Source organism: Aliiroseovarius subalbicans (genome assembly GCF_022678625.1).
Taxonomy (GTDB): Bacteria; Pseudomonadota; Alphaproteobacteria; order Rhodobacterales; family Rhodobacteraceae; genus Aliiroseovarius_A; species Aliiroseovarius_A subalbicans.
The window spans coordinates 101,687-118,658 of sequence record NZ_JALBYQ010000006.1 but is presented as its reverse complement, the minus strand read 5'-3'; the positions used below and the strand labels follow the sequence as shown (position 1 = coordinate 118,658).

16 protein-coding genes and 2 pseudogenes are annotated in these 16,972 nt (G+C 58.9%); 5 read left to right on the top strand and 13 right to left on the bottom strand.

Annotation, left to right across the window (positions count from 1 at the left end):
• The 4 genes from MN188_RS16420 to MN188_RS16405 form a co-directional block, all read right to left on the bottom strand.
• The coding region (locus MN188_RS16420; protein ID WP_242110362.1) for an NAD-dependent epimerase/dehydratase family protein at window positions 1–502 on the bottom strand (502 nt) is incomplete at its 3' end.
• 5 nt (window positions 503–507) lie between these two features.
• Window positions 508–1,992 carry a tripartite tricarboxylate transporter permease gene (locus tag MN188_RS16415; RefSeq protein ID WP_242110361.1) on the bottom strand — a complete coding sequence of 495 codons (1,485 nt, stop codon included), beginning with the start codon at window positions 1,990–1,992 and terminating at the stop codon, window positions 508–510.
• Between the two features lies 1 nt (window position 1,993).
• Window positions 1,994–2,455 (bottom strand): tripartite tricarboxylate transporter TctB family protein, encoded by a 462-nt coding sequence (locus MN188_RS16410; RefSeq protein WP_242110359.1) that lies wholly within the window; start codon window positions 2,453–2,455, stop codon window positions 1,994–1,996.
• Between the two features lie 58 nt (window positions 2,456–2,513).
• Entirely contained in the window at window positions 2,514–3,467 is a 954-nt protein-coding gene (locus MN188_RS16405; protein ID WP_242110358.1) for a Bug family tripartite tricarboxylate transporter substrate binding protein, read from the bottom strand.
• A gap of 179 nt (window positions 3,468–3,646) precedes the next feature.
• Here MN188_RS16405 and MN188_RS16400 point away from each other — a divergent pair, with 179 nt between their 5' ends.
• The 3 genes from MN188_RS16400 to MN188_RS16390 are packed head-to-tail and all read left to right on the top strand — an operon-like array spanning window position 3,647 to window position 6,944.
• The gene (locus MN188_RS16400) at window positions 3,647–4,474 is read left to right on the top strand and encodes a phytanoyl-CoA dioxygenase family protein (RefSeq protein ID WP_242110356.1); all 828 of its coding nucleotides are present in this window, start codon (window positions 3,647–3,649) and stop codon (window positions 4,472–4,474) included.
• A gap of 18 nt (window positions 4,475–4,492) precedes the next feature.
• The gene (locus tag MN188_RS16395; protein WP_242110355.1) at window positions 4,493–6,184 is read left to right on the top strand and encodes a thiamine pyrophosphate-binding protein; all 1,692 of its coding nucleotides are present in this window, start codon (window positions 4,493–4,495) and stop codon (window positions 6,182–6,184) included.
• Window positions 6,171–6,944, top strand: a complete 774-nt coding sequence (locus tag MN188_RS16390; RefSeq protein ID WP_242110354.1) for an SDR family NAD(P)-dependent oxidoreductase — start codon at window positions 6,171–6,173, stop codon at window positions 6,942–6,944. The genes MN188_RS16395 and MN188_RS16390 overlap by 14 nt, the downstream gene beginning before the upstream one ends.
• A 520-nt stretch (window positions 6,945–7,464) precedes the next feature.
• Here the strand turns inward: MN188_RS16390 and MN188_RS16385 are convergent.
• The 6 genes and pseudogenes from MN188_RS16385 to MN188_RS16360 form a co-directional block, all read right to left on the bottom strand.
• The gene (locus tag MN188_RS16385; RefSeq protein WP_242110371.1) at window positions 7,465–7,560 is read right to left on the bottom strand and encodes a hypothetical protein; all 96 of its coding nucleotides are present in this window, start codon (window positions 7,558–7,560) and stop codon (window positions 7,465–7,467) included.
• A 118-nt stretch (window positions 7,561–7,678) separates the two neighbouring features.
• Window positions 7,679–7,772: pseudogene (locus MN188_RS16380) on the bottom strand (regulator); the annotation flags it as partial.
• 73 nt (window positions 7,773–7,845) lie between these two features.
• On the bottom strand, window positions 7,846–9,819 hold the full coding sequence (locus tag MN188_RS16375; RefSeq protein ID WP_242110353.1) for a ParB/RepB/Spo0J family partition protein: 1,974 nt from the start codon (window positions 9,817–9,819) through the stop codon (window positions 7,846–7,848).
• 158 nt (window positions 9,820–9,977) lie between these two features.
• Entirely contained in the window at window positions 9,978–10,370 is a 393-nt protein-coding gene (locus tag MN188_RS16370; protein WP_242110352.1) for a DUF3768 domain-containing protein, read from the bottom strand.
• A gap of 70 nt (window positions 10,371–10,440) precedes the next feature.
• Entirely contained in the window at window positions 10,441–11,379 is a 939-nt protein-coding gene (locus MN188_RS16365; protein ID WP_242110351.1) for an ArdC family protein, read from the bottom strand.
• Window positions 11,380–11,395: 16 nt separating this feature from the next.
• A pseudogene (locus MN188_RS16360) lies at window positions 11,396–11,710 on the bottom strand (hypothetical protein); the annotation flags it as partial.
• Window positions 11,711–12,148: 438 nt separating this feature from the next.
• On the opposite strand from MN188_RS16360, the gene MN188_RS16355 reads away from it, so the two are divergent.
• Window positions 12,149–12,499, top strand: a complete 351-nt coding sequence (locus MN188_RS16355; RefSeq protein ID WP_242110350.1) for an MbcA/ParS/Xre antitoxin family protein — start codon at window positions 12,149–12,151, stop codon at window positions 12,497–12,499.
• A complete protein-coding gene (locus MN188_RS16350) occupies window positions 12,499–13,011 on the top strand; it encodes an RES family NAD+ phosphorylase (protein ID WP_242110349.1) in 513 nt (170 codons plus the stop codon). Before MN188_RS16355 ends, MN188_RS16350 begins: the two co-directional genes overlap by 1 nt.
• Before the next feature lie 395 nt (window positions 13,012–13,406).
• Here the strand turns inward: MN188_RS16350 and repC are convergent, their stop codons facing one another.
• The 3 genes from repC to repA form a co-directional block, all read right to left on the bottom strand.
• Window positions 13,407–14,462, bottom strand: a complete 1,056-nt coding sequence (gene repC, locus MN188_RS16345) for a plasmid replication protein RepC (protein ID WP_242110347.1) — start codon at window positions 14,460–14,462, stop codon at window positions 13,407–13,409.
• Between the two features lie 238 nt (window positions 14,463–14,700).
• A complete protein-coding gene (repB, locus tag MN188_RS16340) occupies window positions 14,701–15,669 on the bottom strand; it encodes a plasmid partitioning protein RepB (RefSeq protein WP_242110345.1) in 969 nt (322 codons plus the stop codon).
• On the bottom strand, window positions 15,669–16,868 hold the full coding sequence (gene repA, locus MN188_RS16335; protein WP_242110344.1) for a plasmid partitioning protein RepA: 1,200 nt from the start codon (window positions 16,866–16,868) through the stop codon (window positions 15,669–15,671). Before repA ends, repB begins: the two co-directional genes overlap by 1 nt.
• Between the last annotated feature and the right edge of the window lie 104 nt (window positions 16,869–16,972).

Here is a 16,972-nt window from a genome sequence, read left to right as displayed (position 1 = left end):
GCCCGAGGCTGGGTGTCTGGTGATCCTGCCAGTAGATGCGGGCGATTTCCTCGTCGGTTTTCTTGAACACACCGTAGAGGTTCGACGGCGCATTGGCCGGGCCGCGTGGTTTGGCCGCGATCGAGCTGGTATAGATGATCCGCTTGATGCCGAATTTTCGCGCCGCCTCGAAGATGTTGATATGGCCAATGATGTTCACCGCCGCCCCGGCGGCAGGTTTGACACGGCAAACCGGGATTTGCAGCGCGGCAAGGTGAATGATGCCCGTTGGTCGGGTTTCTTCGATCATCGTTTCCAGCGCCTCGGCGTCGGTTACGTCACAGACCCGGAAATCGACCATATGTGCGGGCAGGTCGGGGCGAAGCTCCTGCAACCGATGGTGATCGGGGCTGATATCGGTGGCGATCACCGGAATGCCGGCATCAACCAACCCTGAGATGATCCACGACCCCAGAAACCCGGTGGCCCCGGTGATCAGGATGCTGTCGCTGGTCTTGTCCATCGCTCTCATGCCTCTTGCCTGCGCGCCCGCAGCCAGCGGATGGCGGGCCAGGCCAGCATCAGGGCGGTGAGGATGAACAGGGTCAGCGCAATCGGACGCTCGAAGAAAGCCAGAAACGAGCCGCGCGTGAGCAACAGGCCCTGCCTCAGAGAATTCTCGATCATCTGGCTCAGCACCATGCCGATCACCAGCGGCGCCAGCGGGAAGCCCGCCTTGCGCAGGATGAAGCCGCCAACCCCCGCGAGGAAGGCCGTAATCAGGTCCAGCGGATTGCCGCGCACGCCATAGGCGCCGACAATGGCGATCACCGTTACCATGGTCATCAACAACGGCTCGGGCATGCGCAGCGCCCGGGTGAACAGTTGCGAGCCAAGCGCGCCGATGAAGAACATCAGGATGTTGACCCCGATCAGGATCAGGAAAATGGCATAGACCAGGTCCAGGTTCTCGGTGAACAGCCGTGGCCCGGGGGTGATCCCGTGAACGATGAAGGTGCCCAGCATCACCGCCGTCACCGGGTCACCCGGAATGCCCAGCGCCAGCGTCGGTACCATCGCCGAACCGGTCACAGCGTTGTTGGCGCTTTCGGCAGCGACCAGCCCGTCAGGTTCACCGGTGCCCAGCTTGTCCCGGTTGGGCGCCGACCGCTTGGCCTCGGAATAGGCGATGAAGGCAGCGGTGGCCGCTCCGGTGCCGGGCAACGTACCGACAAACGACCCGATCGTGCAGGATTTCAGCAACAGCCATAAGCGCGGCATCCATTGCGAAAACGGCGGCAGCCGAAAGCCGACGTTATGCGCAATCTGCGCCTTGACCGTTGCACTTTCCGAGGCGCGCATGAACACCTCGGACAGGGCGAACAGCCCGACAATGGCCGGGATCAGGGAAATCCCCGCGGTCATCTCGAAACTGCCAAAGGTGAAACGCATGTCGCCGGTCACATGGTCCACGCCGATAGTGGCCAGAAACAGTCCGATGGCCCCGGCCAGCAGCCCCTTGGCCATCGCCCCGCGCGAGACATTGGCAATGCAGATCAGTGCAAAAATGCCCAGAGCGAAGTATTCGATGGAGGTGAAGTTCAGGGAAAACGCCGCCAGTTGCGGCGCGGCGATGATCAGCACCACCACCGAGAACAGCCCGCCGATCACCGAGGCCGCCGTGGCCCAGCCGATTGCCAGATCGGCATCGCCACGCTGTGCCATGGGAAAGCCGTCAAGCGCCGTGGCCGCCGCCTGTGGCGTGCCGGGCGTGTTGATCACGATGGCCGAGATCGACCCGCCATAAACCGATCCGCAATAGATGCCCAGCATCAGCGCAAGCGCCGGGATCTGGCCCATGGAATAGGTAAACGGCAGCACCATGGTGATGCCGATGACCGAGCCCAGCCCGGGCAGCACCCCGACGGCCACACCAAGGATAGTGCCGATGAAGATCGCGCCAAGCGCGGACATTGTCAGGACATGGTCGAGACCAAGAGCAAAGACGTCCATATCAGATCACCTCGAACCATGGCGAAGAGGGCAGGATGATCAGGAACAGCTTTTCAAAGACGTACCAGACCGCGAATGTGTAGGTCACCGATATGACAAGGACGATCGGCACGTTGCGATAGCCCAGGACAAAGGGCAGCAGAAAGGTGAAGAACAGTGTCGGGATCACGAACCCGGCCTGTTCGATCGAAAAGATGTAAGCGCCGGTCAGGGCAACCGCCACCAGTGCGATCAGCACCCCGCGCCCGGTGATGGCGTCGGTTTCCTCGGCAAAGCCTTCGGCGATCACGATCACGGAAAACAACCCCATCGCCCCCAGCACGATACGCGGGTAGAACACCGGCCCGCGTCCCGCCGTCAGCAACGAAGTCTGATAGGCCTCGTCAAAGGTGTGGCTGAACAGAAACGCCGTGATCAACAGGATCAGCCCACCGATCAGGCTTGCAAAGGACGGTTTCATCATGACGCTCTCCTGAAGGAACAAAGGCGGCGCACCGGGTGACCCGGAGCGCCACAAAGGCCTATTTCTTCAGACCGGCCGCGGTCAGAAGCTTGTCGTTCTTGGAAAATTCCGCATTCACAAAAGCCTCGAAGTCAGCACTGCCCATAAAGGCCAGCGGCATGCGCAGGTCTGCCATACGACTGCTGAACGCCTCCGAGTTCATGCCCGCCTCGCAGGCGGCCTCCAGCGCGGCCTTGGCTTCGGCCGGGATGCCCTTGGGCGCCACCAGCCCGCCCCAGATCGGGAAATGCATCGGCACGCCCTGATCGGTTGCGGTGGGCAGATCCTGTGCGGTGGACACCCGTTCGCTGGTCAGCATGGCGAGCGATTTCACCTGGTCGCTGTTCTTGGTCAGGAACGAGATGTGCGCGACGAACATGTCAACCGAGCCGTCCAGCATCGCCTTGAAGGTCGGCGCGCTGCCTTTGTATGGGATGAACGTGAATTCCGCGCCTGACGCGGCTGCAAGACCCAGCCCGGCAACATGCGGGATCGACCCCACGGCCTGAACGCCATAATTCAGCGTGCCCGGGTTGGCCTTGGCATGCTCCAGCATGTCCTGAAGCGAGTTGAACGGGCTGTCCTTGCGTACGACAAGCGAGGACGGCGCCGAATAGGCCTGACAGATATAGTCGAAGCTTTCGGGATTGTAGGGCAACTCGCGCAGATGCGGCTGGGTGGTCATCGGGCCGACCGGCATCATGCCGATTGTATAACCGTTCGGCTTCGAGCGCGCGGTTTCTGCGGCACCGATCGTGCCACCGGCCCCGGCAGTGTTCTTAACCACGATCTCGACACCCAGCGCTTCGGCCATCGGACCGGCAAGCGTGCGGGTGGTGATGTCGGTGCCGCCACCGGCGCTGAACGGCACGATGATCGTGACTGGCTTGGCGGGGAATTCCGCCGCCAGGGCAGTGCTGGCCAACCCGGCAGCAGCAGCCAGGGCGACAATGGATGAACGAATGAACTTCATAGGTCTCTCTCCCTTGGGTCTGACCGCGTTTCGACGGTCGAATGACGCCTGACGCAAGCTACACCTGCGGCGGCCTGGAAAAACCATAAAGCGGCTTACCGATATTTCAAAACAAATTTCCAATTTATTTTGGAATTGATTTCCATTTCAGAAAATGTCAGTGTTTTCAGTGTGCCCGGATGCTGATCGAGAGGTGGGGAATGCTCAGTGACAACGAAATTCACGCTTATAAAAAGGATGGTCTGGTCGTAGCGGACTATCGTCTGCCCGACTCGATTCTCGAAAGGCTGACCACGGCGGTGGATCAGTTGATCGCGGATCACCCCGACATCCGGCCCGAATTGCTCTCGGGGCCGCATAACCCTTATGGCCAATCCGCGAGCTTGCTGGGGAACGTGGATTTCCTTGATTTCTGCCAGACCCCGGACATTCTCGACATGGTCGAACAACTGATTGGTCCGGATATCATCCTGTGGGGCAGCATGCTGTTTGCCAAACCGCCCGGGGGCAGCATGGGGGTGCCGTGGCACCAAGACGGAAAATACTGGCCGATCAATCCGCTCGAAACCGTGACCGTGCGGGTGGCGATCGACGGATCGACCCCGGAAAACAGCTGCATGCAGTATATACCCGGTTCTCACAAGACACGCCGGATGGAACGCCACGTGGTCGACAAGCGCGACGACATGGCGCTGGGCCAGTCCATGCAGGATGTGGACCTGTCGGCGGCGCATGACTGCATTCTGAAACCTGGGCAGATCTCGTTTCACGATGTCTACACCGTGCACGGATCATCACATAACACCCATGCGACGAAGCGGCGGGCGGACTATGCGATCCGCTACATGCCGGCCACGTCGCTTTATGATCGCAGCGAAGACAACCCCGCCACAATCTATGCCCGCACGCATTCGCCCAGCATGAATTACCCGGCCCGACCGATCTGGCTGGTGCGCGGGCAGGATCGGGCCGGAAACGATTTTACGGTTGGAAAACCGTCGCAATGACCTCCGAAGGGATAGAATATGGTTAAGACAAACGAGATGGTCGTCAGAACGCTGATCGAAAGCGGCGTCGAGCGTGCCTTTACCTTGCCCGGACTGGGTGTGACATGGTCATTGCCCGCCTTCCACGATCACAAGGACGAGTTCGACGTCGTGCTGTGCCGCAACGAGTGGATTGCCTCGATCATGGCCCAGGCCGCCGGGCGGCTGGCCGGCCAACCCAATGTCCTGATGGGACAGGGGCCGTGGATCACCACGATGGGCAGCCTGGGAATCCTCGAAGCCCATTTCGCCGGAACGCCGATGATCGTGCTGACCGAGACCTCATGTTATGACGGTTACGGCCAGATGGGGGTCTACCAGACCATGACCGGGGACTACGGCGGAGCCAACGCGCTGGCCTCGCTGAAGCCCATTACCAAGTATTCGACCTATGCGACCACACCCGAAGAGGCCGTGTTCGGCGTGCAGATGGCGGTAAAACACGCTTCACTGCCGCGGATGGGACCGGCGGCGGTTGTGATGAAAACCCCGATCATCCGCGCCGAAATGGACGAACCGAAAAAACCGGCGCTCTACCCGACCGATGGCTACCTTGCCTATACGCCCGCGCGTCCCGACGCCGCCGCCGTGGCAAAACTGGCCAGGATGATCGACGCCGCCAAGCGTCCGGTCATTGTCGCAGGCAACGGTGTGAACGCCGCCGGGGCGGGTGAACAATTGCAGGCGCTGGCGGAAAAGGCGGGCCTGATGGTGGTGACCAGCTACAATGCCAAGGGTGTCATCGCCGAAACATCCGAGGTTTGTGGCGGTATGCTCGGTACGTGGGGTCACAAGGCCGCCAACCGGGTGCTGGCAAATGCTGATCTGGTGCTGATGCTGGGAGCCTCGATGGGCCCTGACTATACGCGCTTTCGTGATCCGGGACTGATCCGGCCGGGCGACCAGACGCTGGTGCAGGTCGATGTCGACCCGCGCAACGCTGGCTGGGTTTATCCGGTGGATATGGCCGTGACCGGCGATGTGGGTGATGTGTTGAGCATGCTGGAAGATATCGGCCTGTCGCAGGAAACCGCTGCCAACCGCACCGCAGCTGGCATGGGGATCAAGAAAAACAACGGTTACTTTGACCTGCCCGATCTGCCCGCCGCCCAAGGCACGGTGCATCACAGCGACGTGGTGCGCGGATTGCAGGACTTCCTCGGGCCGCAGGACCTTGTCGCGCTCGATGCCGGGGCACAACGGATCTGGGCCACGTTCGGATTGCGCATGCCCTATCCGGGTCAGCTGATGGTGCCCGGCGGCACCGGCGTGATGGGTTGGAGCCCACCCGCCGCGACCGCCGCCAAGCTGGTGCGCCCGGAAAAACGCGTGACCAGCCTTGTCGGCGACGGCGGCATGATGATGACGGTACAGACCCTGCCCACGGCCGTGCAGCAGGAGCTTGATGTGGTCTATCTGGTGTCGAACAACTCGGGTCTCGGCATGGTGCGCGACAACCTGGGCGACAAGCGTATGGCGGTTGATTTCAACGAGGTCGATTTCGCCAAGGTATCCGAAGGGATGGGAGCAAAAGGGATCACGGTCTATCACCCTGACGAGATCCGCGACGCGCTGGAAGAGGCCCACAAGATGGGCGGCCCGGTCGTGGTCGACGTCAAGGTCGATCCCGACGCCAGTCACGCGGAGGCCACCGACAATGACCCGCTTTGAGGGCCGCACCGCTCTGATCACCGCAGCCGGGTCTGGGCTTGGGCGTGGCGTTGCGCTGCGGCTCGCGCGGGAAGGTGCGCGTGTCAAGATCTGGGACCGGGACGAAGCGGCGCTTGACAAGGCAGTCACCGAAGCGAAGTCAGAAGGCCTTAGCATCACCTCGCAGGCGATCGACATGACGGATGGCAATGCAATCGAAGCGGCGGTTGCCGCTTTGGTCGCGGAAATGGGTCAAGTGGACGTATTGGTCAACAATATCGGCGGATCGCTGCACACGCCCTTCCGATTCCTCGATCAATCGGACGAGGACTGGAGACAGGTGATAGATGTCAATGTCAGCGCCTGCGTCCGCACCACCCGGGCTGTCCTTCCCCAGATGGTTGCTACCGGGTATGGGCGGATTATCAATATGGGGTCCAAGGCGGGCCGGTTCGGCAGCCTGTTCGCGGGTGCAAACTACGTGGCTTCCAAGGGTGCCATGCAGGCCTTCACCCTGCAGATTGCGCAAGAGTTCGGCCCCAACGGGATCACCTGCAATACGCTCTGTCCCGGTGCGATACTGACGCCTCGGGTCAAGGGGCTATTGGAGGAGCGGCAAAGTGCGCAGGAGCGTCAGCAGGTTCTCGAAACCATCCCGGTGCGCCGCCATGGCGCTGTCCAAGATGTTGCCGCTGCCATCGCTTATCTTGCGTCAGAGGAAGCCGGCTTCGTCAACGGGGCTTCACTGGATATCAACGGCGGGCAAAGTATGGTGATCTGATCCGACTTCTCGCTCTGTATTTATGAGTTTGGTTCGTTCGTATATCGCTAAGCGGTCATCGCGAGATCATGTCGCAAAGTGCTATTTAAAACCGTTTTGTCCGCACAATGCCTGGACACGGGCACTACGGCAATTGGCGCGTTTTGCAGCATTTGGTAGATTCGGGCTGAGAGTGTTGAAAAACTCGAAATTTTCGCGCTCTCGTTTTTTCGCCAAACTCGAGTGTATCTGAAAAGTCGGCCCTGTTTGCGTTCTACAGATCATGAGCGCCTCCGACATAGCTACACCCACGTTTTGGCCGATCCCCTAACCAAATCTCGCAACCGGCTTTCCAGGGTGATTTTTTTGTCGGTTTTCGGCAAAATAGGAGTTTTTCAACACTATCGGCTCGGAACAGCCATTTGCTGCGAATTGGTCGAACGCCCGCTTTGTTCCGTGATTGCCGGACAGCCAGGCCATCAAGAACATAATGCTGCGCCGCCTCCGATGCCCGCAAGGAGGCCACTAAATTCGCGGTAAACTATCTGGGTTCGAACAGGACTCCAGCGTCAACATCCAGAGCACGGGCAATTTTTTCTATCGTGTCGATGCTCGCTGCAAACCGAGCGTTCTCGATCTTGCCGACGTAGGCGGGCTGACGCCCGCGCGCCTTGCCAGGTTTTCCTGGCTCAGGCCAACGCTCTTGCGATGATCAATGATGTTCTTTGCCAGGCGCACGCGAAGGTTCATCTCGTGGTTTCCGTTCCAGTTGGGCAGGAAGGTCTTGCAGGCGCGCGCATGGGCGATCTGCGCCGCGACTCCGGACGCAGAGAACTTGAGAATAGCCATGGGAGTGTCTTTCTGTTGATGTCGGAGGGTCGACCCGCGCAAGGATTGAACCTCGCGCAGATCGATGCGGCGCTCAGGCCGCTTTCGCGACGTCGCTGTCAGGCTCCAAGGTTTCCGCCGTGGGCGCATCCTCGAAAAGCACGCCAGCCGTCTGCATCATCGGCGGGCACCACGCGGCGACGGCGGCGCGCTGCGCGTCCGTGAGCGTGGCGAAGGGCTCGGCGAAGAGCTTTTCGCAGAAGGCGACGATCTCCTTCTTGCTGGACGAGGCCAGCGTCACGGCTTCCTGAGTGAGTCCGAGGTCCTCGCTGAGGATTTTCAGGAGCCAGGCCTTCTTGAAGCGGTTGAAGAGGGCCGCATTCGGCGTCCAATGCGCGCGGATGTCGGGCATAACCTCGATTTCGAAGTCATGCATCAGGCTGTCACGCTGGCGATCCCAGGCGAAACAGGATTGCGTGGTCGCTGCCGTAGCATAGGAGACGAGCCTGGCCTTCTCAGTAGCGTCAAGCGCGCGGAAGGCAGCAAACTGATCCGCTGGCGCGCGGGTCTCGTCCGCCCAGGACAGGTCGAGCGTGTCATGGACCTCAGCGACCTGCTCCAGCGAGGTGTCATCGATTTCGTCCATCTTGGCATGGTTGCGATACGCCTTGCTGGCATTAAGACTGATGGCCTGGGTGACGCCCATACCGCTGGTGAGCACATCGGTGACCAGCTTGAAGAGGGTCAGGTCAAGCGTGGCCTCGGGATGCATTGCCATCGCGGCGCCAAGGGCCATGGCGCGCTCGGTCTTGAGGTCTTCCGCGAGCGAGGCCGGGTAGGTGATTTCGCCTGCGTTAGGCTCGTCCTTGCCGGTCTGCGTACCGGAAGGACTGTGAGATGCCTCCTGCTTGTCCTCGGGGCGCACCAGGCCGAGATGAAGCGTCACCTGTCCTCCAGACCAGGACGAAACCACGCCGGCGCGGGCAAGGTCCTCGGCGCTGTAGGCCTCCTGCAGGTCTCGCGCTTCCTCCTCTAGCGCGTCCACACGTTCGTAGAGGGCATTGTACGCATAGTCCTCAAGCCCCTCATCCTCCATCTCGAGTTGCAGCGTCTCGAGTTCGGCGGTGATTTCATCGACGCGCTTCTGTGCGGCCTCATCAGGCTCAACGGGGCCGGGATAGACCCGGCCATAGTCCGCCATCGCCGCGTAGTCGTAGCGAACGACAGCCTCAGCCCAGACGAAGCCCAGTTTCGCGCGTGCCTCCTCGGCGGCAGCACTGAGCTTTTCGAGCAGGATCGTCTCGACCAGTGCGGTATCTTCGAGCACAGAATGCTCTTCCAGCAAATCAGCCGCGATGGCACCGCCGCGGGCCTCGTATTCCTCACGCACGAAGGCGCCGATATCGTCACTGACCTGCACACCGCGGGATTTGAGCGCCTGCCGCACCGTGTAAGCCTGCAAGTAGCTGTCTTCCTTGCTCAACGCCTCGAACACCTCGCGCTGCACCTCCTTGCTCGGATGCTCGGCAAAGGCTTTCATCGTATCCAGCGTGATCGTCTTGGCGCGGGCCGCCGCGCGAATGTCGGGATGGATGAGGCCGTAGCGCAGACGGCCTTTCACGGCGGAAACGGTGGCGCCGAAGGTCTTGGCGATGGTTTCGGGCGTTTGCCCGTCAACCTCCATCATCCGCGCGAAAGCCTCGAACTCGTCGATCGCCCCCATAGGTGCTTGCGTAATGTTCTCCGCCAGCGACAGCGCCGTGGTCACGTCACAATCCTCGGGCACCAGGCGGCACTCGATCTTGGTTTTGCCTGTGAAGCCCTTCGAGGCCTTGTCAACGACCAGTTCCTTCAGCGCGGCATGACGACGGCCGCCGGCGAGCACGGCATATTTGCCGTCGATCTTCTGCACGAGCAGGGGCTGGAGCAGGCCCAGCACAGCAATGCTGGCCTTCAGATGCGCGATGTTCTCGGAGTCATAGGTCTCCGGGGCATTGCTGCGCACGTTGGCGGGGTGGGCGATTAGATCGCCGATGGCGACGGAGACGGTTTTGAAGCTTACGGTCATGGGATGTCCTTCTCGATGGGTGAGGTGTGGCCCACGCGTTCACGCGCGTGACCAATCCCCAAGGGCGGGGATCACAACGACAAAAGGCCCGCTTTGCCTTTTGATGGGCAGCGGGCCTTGAGCTTGTAAAATTTGTGATCCTGGGAACGCCCTCTGCCCTACCAGTCGCGCGCCATCATGATGGTCAGCAGGCGCATGGTGGTTGCGGGGTTGTCCGGGGTTTCTGCGCCGTAGCGGAAATCCGAATCCGCTTCATAAAGATCAATTCTCCAGAACACGGTCTCACCCTGGATCTCGACAGCCCCGAAATCATGCCATCCATCGGGATCGTTTTCAGGTTCGAACGTATCGAATGCGCCGGTCGCCTTCACCGCCTCGGCCATGAAGCCATCGCCGGCCGCCATGAGCGAACGGGTCACATGCATGCGGCCGTGAATGGGCGCCTCTGGCGGTATCCCGAGACAGGCGACCTTGCGGAATGCGTCATTCTGGGCGGCAATCACGGCGGGGTCCGGACGGTCTGTCTGGGACTTTGGGGTGGTGGTTGTCATGGGTCTGTCCTTTGAGAGGTTTGAAACACCCTTCCCAAAGCCCTCTTTCCCTTTACCGGCCCACGGGCCGTCAGGCGGCCTGATCGGTCTCCCCTGCCCTGCCCGCCTCCGACCGCGCGACCAGGTAGTCGCAGGCGCGCTGTGCATCCGCGGCGTGCTTGAAGATCGCCTGTTTGTCCGAGCGCAGGACGCGCAACCAGTTGTAGAGGTAAGCCGCGTTCATCTCGAGCGTATGCGCCGTGAAGCCAAGCTCCTGTCCCAGGAAACAGGAGGTCAGCTCGGCCACGATCTCCTCGCGGGCATAGGCCGTGTTGCCGAACCGCGAGAGGCCATAGTCACGGTTCAAGCGATGGCGCGCCTTGGTGGCATGGGCCATTTCATGCGCCCAGACACCGTAGAAATTCCGCGGGTCATGGAACCGCGTGATGGTCGGCATGTAAACCTTGTCGACCGGCGGCAGGTAGTAGGCCTCGCTGCCCGTGAACACCGTGGTGATGTCGATGGCCTCGAAGAAGGCCTGCATATGGGCAATGGGCTCTGCGGGTGGATGCTCCGGCGTTGGGTCCGGGTCGGGATGGAAGCTGTCCGGCAGTCCCTCGATCTGGCAGGCGTTGAAGACACGGTAAGATTTCTGGAACCGGAAGACACGAGCCTCGTCACCATCTGGGTCAACATCGTCGGTTTTCTCATCCCCCTGCCCCGGCGTCCGGCTCTGTCCATAGTAAACCACCACTGAGGACTTCTCTCCCTTGCGCACCCTGGCTCCCAGGGCATTTGCTTGCGGGATGGTCATCCAGAAAGGCGAGCTGTGGCCCGCCATCAGCGTCCGCATGGTCAGCAGGAAGTTATTGACGCCCTGGTAGGCCTCTCCGTTGTGCCGGAGTGGGCGGGAACTGCCACCTGCGGTCCAGGGCTTGCGCCACGGCAGGACCCCGCGCTCGATGATGCGGATGATTTCGTTCGTGATGACCTCGGAGGCATCGAATTTGGACGTGTGGGAACGTGCCATGGCTGGCTTCCTTTCGAATGTTGGTGATGGGACGGATATCGATGAACGGCGTCCCACGCGCGACCGCGAGTGCGGCCAAGGGGAAACGCTCGATCGGGGCGAAAGTGGACACGGTGGTCCAGCCGAGATGGATGAACGTGCCGCCTTCACCGCAGATCACATGGGCGTACAGCAGGATGGCTGCCTGCCGTAGATAGCCGAGATCGCGGAGAATGGCCTCGCGTTCGAACCGCCGCGCCGGCTCTGTCTGGCCGGTTCGGCGCAGTTCCTTGTGCCGCCACCACCACGAGGAAGCGGTCGCGCGCAACACGCGCAAGACACCTGTTTGCATGGGAATGCCCTTTGTCGGGTAAGTCAGGCCGGAACCCCTAAGACCTCTCTTCCGTCAGTCACAAACCCCGAAGGACACTTTCACTTTCAGCGGGCTAATAGAACCGAGGTAACAGGCGAGGGTCCGACACACCTGCGGGTTACCGTGATTTCAAGCAACAAGTCCTGATTGGGACTCAGGATCGGCAAGGTATATCGGCAAATCTGTCCCTGACTTCCTACAGTCCTTCTTAATATCAGATACTTATCTCGCGTCAGAGATCGGCAAAACTTGTTTCACCGCACAAGTCTGAAACTTACAAACCAACAACTACCGACGCGACGCGCGATGTCGAGAGATGCAGATACCAACGTAAACGAAGGGAATAAACCTCCGGAAGCTTGTAGTTCAGTAATATTGTCGCTATATACCGTCAGAATAACCGAAAGGTAGCAGAGTATGCACATTACAAACTTCGCCGAAGGCGGACAGTTCGAACCGCGAAAGATCGCTGCGGCGTTGCGCACCTCGGCTGAGGAGATCGCCTTGACTGTGGGCCTCGGCAAGGACGCCCTGCAACGGAGGGCGCGTATCGGGTCTGATAAGACGCAGCGTCGTTTGCGCGAGTTGGTCGAGGTGCTGAACAAGGTCGAACCCCGCTTTGGGTCGGAACTAATGGCCTATGCGTGGTACCGGTCAGAGCCCCTGCCCGGCTTTGATGGCAGGACTGCTATGCAGCTCGTTCAGGAAGGCAAAGCGCAGCAGGTTCTTGAATACGTCGACGCAGTGGACGCGGGCGTCTTCGCCTGATGCCTCTGAAGGATGGGCGCTATACGGGGCCGCTTTATCGGGCCCTGAACCCGGTCTATGCGCGCGAGCCCCTCTCCGGACGTGGTGCCGAACTCTATGGTGGCCGATTCAATACAAAGGGCACGCCTGCCCTCTACACTGCGCTTGATCCTACCACGGCGCTCCGGGAAGCCAATCAGGTAGGTAGCCTGCAACCCACAATTCTGGTGTCATATGCTGCGAGCCTCGGCCCGATTTTTGATACCCGAAACGAGGACGCCCTAGAGCAATACAGCATGCCCGCGACCTTGCTTGCTGACCCTGCGTGGCGTACGAGGATGCTTGACGGCCAAGCGGTGCCTACGCAGGATTTTGCCAGTAGGCTTATCGCAGATAGTTTTGCAGGACTTCTGATCAGGAGCTTTGCGAAGGGCGCGCCTGCATCGGACTTCAACATCGTGTTGTGGAACTGGAGCAGCGAAGGTTGCATCCTTGATGTCGTGGACGACGAAGATCGGCTGTCACGTATGTGATCCGCTAGGCCAGAGCTTTCGAATGATGGATAGGGCAAATAGTGCCCGCCGAGGATAAAATGACCGGCGCAGCAAACTTTCAGCGGCGACATTGTAGACGTTCAGCGAATGGTTTCCGTAAGCGACCCTTGAGCAGATCGCGCACTCGGTGGGCTGGGCCAGTTTTATCATCGCTGTAAAGCGGGTTCCATCAATGACAAATGCACTTCGGATTTGGCCTCTGCGGCTCACTCGTGTGTCATTTGTCCACCGCGGTGGACATCTGCTGGTCCAACATAAACTGAATGACCAAGAAGCGCTGCTCAAGAGTGTTGTGGCGTGGACGCTGTGAAGCGTTTGGTAAGATATCGCTGTCATAAGGTTGGCTTCCGGTTAGACGTCCACCGCGGTGGACATTAGACAGTTCGCTCGTTGGTTTCAGACAGTCGCTTGACCAAAGCTAACGGATCAAACTGATCTTTGCGTTGTCCCAGAGTGATACTGTGAAAATACGCTCCGAAATCCCTGATGCGTTGTCCAAGCTGTAGCATGATGAAGATCGCGCATGACGCTTTCTGAGCTCCTACAGCATTCTTGGCTTTCTCGAATGTTTCTGGGTGAATGCCCATCATCGGAGCGAGGGTTCGAGCATGATTCTCAATATCTAACCAGTTTTTAGGTCTTTCTGTAGAGAATGATGTTGCCTGATCGCAGACAGAAGTCAGCAAGTCTGGTCTCAGAGCTTCATTGGCTACGTTGCTATCTAAATCTTTATTTTCTTCTTCAGACTTAGATTGGTGCCGGACAGTTTGTCCGTCATTGGCGGGCAGTTCCATTGCTTCTGGTGGGTCATCCGGGGTGGACAAACTCTGGCATTCTGCGTCTGTGTCGGCGAGCAGTGCGCGGTATTCGGGGAGGCTCAGCTTCCTTCGCAGAGCTCTCCGTGCAAGGTCGATGAATGAGTTGCTGGGATCGTGTTCTTCCAAATGGGCGAGTTTGGTAAGGATCTGTTTGCGTACAAATATCCGATCCCGCCGGTTATTCTCCATCTCTTGCGCGATGGCGATAAGCTCGCCCGCACGTTGGAGTAGGGGGGCGAGAGACAAACCATAACTGATGCAGTCCCCACCGGATGAGCGAACGCGGTAGCGTTTTCGGTTCGAGCTGTCATGGCGCTTGATGAATCCGAGTTCAACGAAGCGGTTGATGTGCCTGCGGAGCGTCCGTTCGTCGATTCCGCCAATGCGCTGGCAGATGGAATTGTTCGACGCAAAAACCGTTTCACCATGGCCAGGCTTCAGAAAACTGAGCATGGCTTGAAGTGTCTGTATGTGGCCAGGACGTAGACCAAACACGCTGCGTGCATCTCTCAAGGCTCTGAAGATGGTCCAGACGTCGGTTTCAGATGCGGGAATTGAGCTGCGGGTTGCATCAGCACCTGCGGCTCCGATCGACAGTTTTGTAAATGCCATGGTTTATTCACGACGACCGTTCGGCCCACAACTTCCCCGTCTCTTCCCTCGATTTCTCTCGGAAAAAGGCAATAAAACTTGGTCCACCGAATCGGTGACTCTTGACCAGTATGCTGGAGGTTGCTACATCATGAGTGCTAATCGAATGATGAGGGCTCTCCAAGGGAAACTTTGGGGGGCTCTTTTCTTTCGGGTCTTCGCTTTTCTCCTTTGCTCGTGTTCCTCTGTGTGGCCTGGGTTAGGACCCAGAGCCTCTCTCATTCCGCCATTGTTCAAAGAGTTGCAAAAGCGTGTCTCCCACGCGCTCTTCGAGCCATTGGCCGAATTCTGGATTGTCCTTTTTGGCGACCTTGATAGAGATTGCTTTCTCATCGACTGTGAGTGTGCCCAAAGAACTGCCGTTCTCATCCTTGATGACCGATGTCAGACCACGATTGGGTGGCTTTTTGTCGCTACGTGTTTTGCTTGAGCAAGCCGAGTAGACCGCCTGAAATTTTTCGGAACTTGGAGTGTCGTCGGGCAGGGTGACGATAGCCTCTTTAGCGATATCCACCAAATCTACCTTCATTGATAAGGCTGCTAGATCACCCCATTGCCGTCGTCCGATGCCATGTGCTGGCCCGATGAGTTGTACAAGCCCGTTAGGCAGTTGCTCTATGACGACCCTGTGGTTGGATACGCCTTGCCGGGTCAGGCCCAGAGCATCCTGAATGACACCGGGTTTGTACCCGGCTTCCTGCATCTCTTTGATAAACAGGGATTTTTCTATGAAAGACGGATCAAGCCTGAGGTTGTTCTCCTGGCCCTGAGCGATCAGAGAAGCGTCGTCATCCAAGGTTCGAACGATCGCCTTAACCGTTCCACCGACCTTACGGATCGCCGCAAGCCTGCGGCGGCCGTAGACGATGCGGTATCTGTCCGGTTGGGCTGATGGACGGACCATGATTGGCACTTGTTGGCCATGCTTGCGAATGCTCTCGGCCAACTCATCGATGCTGGAATCTTCCAGCACCAACCGATCGCGCAGCCCATCCATGTCAATCTGATCGGGCTTGATGTCGCGGATAGAGTTTGCTGTGATCTCACGCAAAGAGTCGCGCAATCCGCCAACAGATCCCGGCAGCTTAGCCGCTTTTGGCGGGGTAGGGGAGGGGGCCGCGCTCTCCTTCTCGTCCTTTGGAGATTGGTTGAAGATGTTTCGGGCCATTAGCGACGCCCCCATGCCATTTGGATCGTCTGCTCCAGTTCATCGGCAACGCCGTTCACGCTGGTCAGTGCGCGATCAATCGTCTTCCTGATGAATTGGCTCGGATCGACTTCGTAGACGGTTTGTTGCGTCATTCCGGCGTCAGAGATTGCGGTGGATTTCAGCATGGGTTCAGTCATGACCTGGCCAGCGAGAATTGATCTCAGATAGCCAGCCATTTGGGTCTGCGGCCCATCAGAAGGCTCGTATCTTGTGATGAGAAATTTGACGAAATCCCATGTAACACGCCGTCCAATCGCTTCTTCCACGGCCTTTACCGTTTCTGAAGCAAGTTTCAGGAATTGGCTCATGGAAGCGATGTCGAGCATGCCTGGCACGACCGTTACCAAGAGCCCCGTCGAGGCTGCCAACGCCGTTAGGGTCAGAAAGCCTAGTTGAGGCGGGCAGTCGATCAAAACGATGTCGTAGTTTGCCTCAACCTCTTCAAGTGCTAAGGCTAGGCGCTCCGCAAAGATGGGCTGTACGCGACGGGCGAGGGCGTTTGCGGTCTCAGTTTCGTACTCTGAGAGCATCAAACCGGCTGGAACCATGTCGAGCTTATGGAAGTAGGTCTTTTGGATGACGTTCGAGAGTGGAACTTGCTCCTCATATCTCAGAGCATCATAGATTGTGCCGCCCTCGGCGAACTCGAGCTCAGGCCGAAAGCCGAAAAACGTGGTCAAACTTGCTTGCGGATCGAGATCCAGGACCAAAACACGGTAGCCGCGCAAGGCATACCGCTGCGCAAGATGGATTGTTGCTGTTGTTTTTGACGAACCGCCTTTGAAGTTGACGACAGATATCACCTGAAGCCGGTCGCCATCGCGTCGACCTGGTCGATAAGCTTCGGCGTTCTTTCCTGTGCGCTCCAAGATATTACGCAATTCGTCAACCTCTTGGGCTGTGTAGAACCGGTGTCCGCGGTTATCTGTATGCACTTCTGGGAAGCTGCCGTCTTTGTGCCGGTTGCGCAGGTTAGACGTGCTTACGCGCAGGAGGCCGGCAACTTCGGTGGAACTGAAACGCCGTAGGGATTTCCGCTCTTCGGGTTCGAAAGCTATCTTCATCTGGCGATCCAAGGACTCGGCCAGATTGTCGGCAAATGCCCCGATGTCAGAAGACCCTATGCCTTGCGCATATCCAACGTTACGATCATCCATGTCCTGCCGCCCACGCTTGGCCTCTGTAGAGGCTCTTTGTCATTCTGACGGCGTACAGCGTGCCTGACGCATTTTGCCGTCAGAACTGGAATGCCACGATCTAG

What these genes read in the sequence shown, in the direction of transcription:
- MN188_RS16415 (WP_242110361.1), bottom strand. Translation starts at nt 1,992, where the DNA reads ATGGACGTCTTTGCTCTTGGTCTCGACCATGTCCTGACAATGTCCGCG.
- MN188_RS16410 (WP_242110359.1), bottom strand. Translation starts at nt 2,455, where the DNA reads ATGATGAAACCGTCCTTTGCAAGCCTGATCGGTGGGCTGATCCTGTTG.
- MN188_RS16405 (WP_242110358.1), bottom strand. Translation starts at nt 3,467, where the DNA reads ATGAAGTTCATTCGTTCATCCATTGTCGCCCTGGCTGCTGCTGCCGGG.
- MN188_RS16400 (WP_242110356.1), top strand. Translation starts at nt 3,647, where the DNA reads ATGCTGATCGAGAGGTGGGGAATGCTCAGTGACAACGAAATTCACGCT.
- MN188_RS16395 (WP_242110355.1), top strand. Translation starts at nt 4,493, where the DNA reads ATGGTTAAGACAAACGAGATGGTCGTCAGAACGCTGATCGAAAGCGGC.
- MN188_RS16390 (WP_242110354.1), top strand. Translation starts at nt 6,171, where the DNA reads ATGACCCGCTTTGAGGGCCGCACCGCTCTGATCACCGCAGCCGGGTCT.
- MN188_RS16375 (WP_242110353.1), bottom strand. Translation starts at nt 9,819, where the DNA reads ATGACCGTAAGCTTCAAAACCGTCTCCGTCGCCATCGGCGATCTAATC.
- MN188_RS16370 (WP_242110352.1), bottom strand. Translation starts at nt 10,370, where the DNA reads ATGACAACCACCACCCCAAAGTCCCAGACAGACCGTCCGGACCCCGCC.
- MN188_RS16365 (WP_242110351.1), bottom strand. Translation starts at nt 11,379, where the DNA reads ATGGCACGTTCCCACACGTCCAAATTCGATGCCTCCGAGGTCATCACG.
- MN188_RS16355 (WP_242110350.1), top strand. Translation starts at nt 12,149, where the DNA reads ATGCACATTACAAACTTCGCCGAAGGCGGACAGTTCGAACCGCGAAAG.
- MN188_RS16350 (WP_242110349.1), top strand. Translation starts at nt 12,499, where the DNA reads ATGCCTCTGAAGGATGGGCGCTATACGGGGCCGCTTTATCGGGCCCTG.
- repC (WP_242110347.1), bottom strand. Translation starts at nt 14,462, where the DNA reads ATGGCATTTACAAAACTGTCGATCGGAGCCGCAGGTGCTGATGCAACC.
- repB (WP_242110345.1), bottom strand. Translation starts at nt 15,669, where the DNA reads ATGGCCCGAAACATCTTCAACCAATCTCCAAAGGACGAGAAGGAGAGC.
- repA (WP_242110344.1), bottom strand. Translation starts at nt 16,868, where the DNA reads ATGGATGATCGTAACGTTGGATATGCGCAAGGCATAGGGTCTTCTGAC.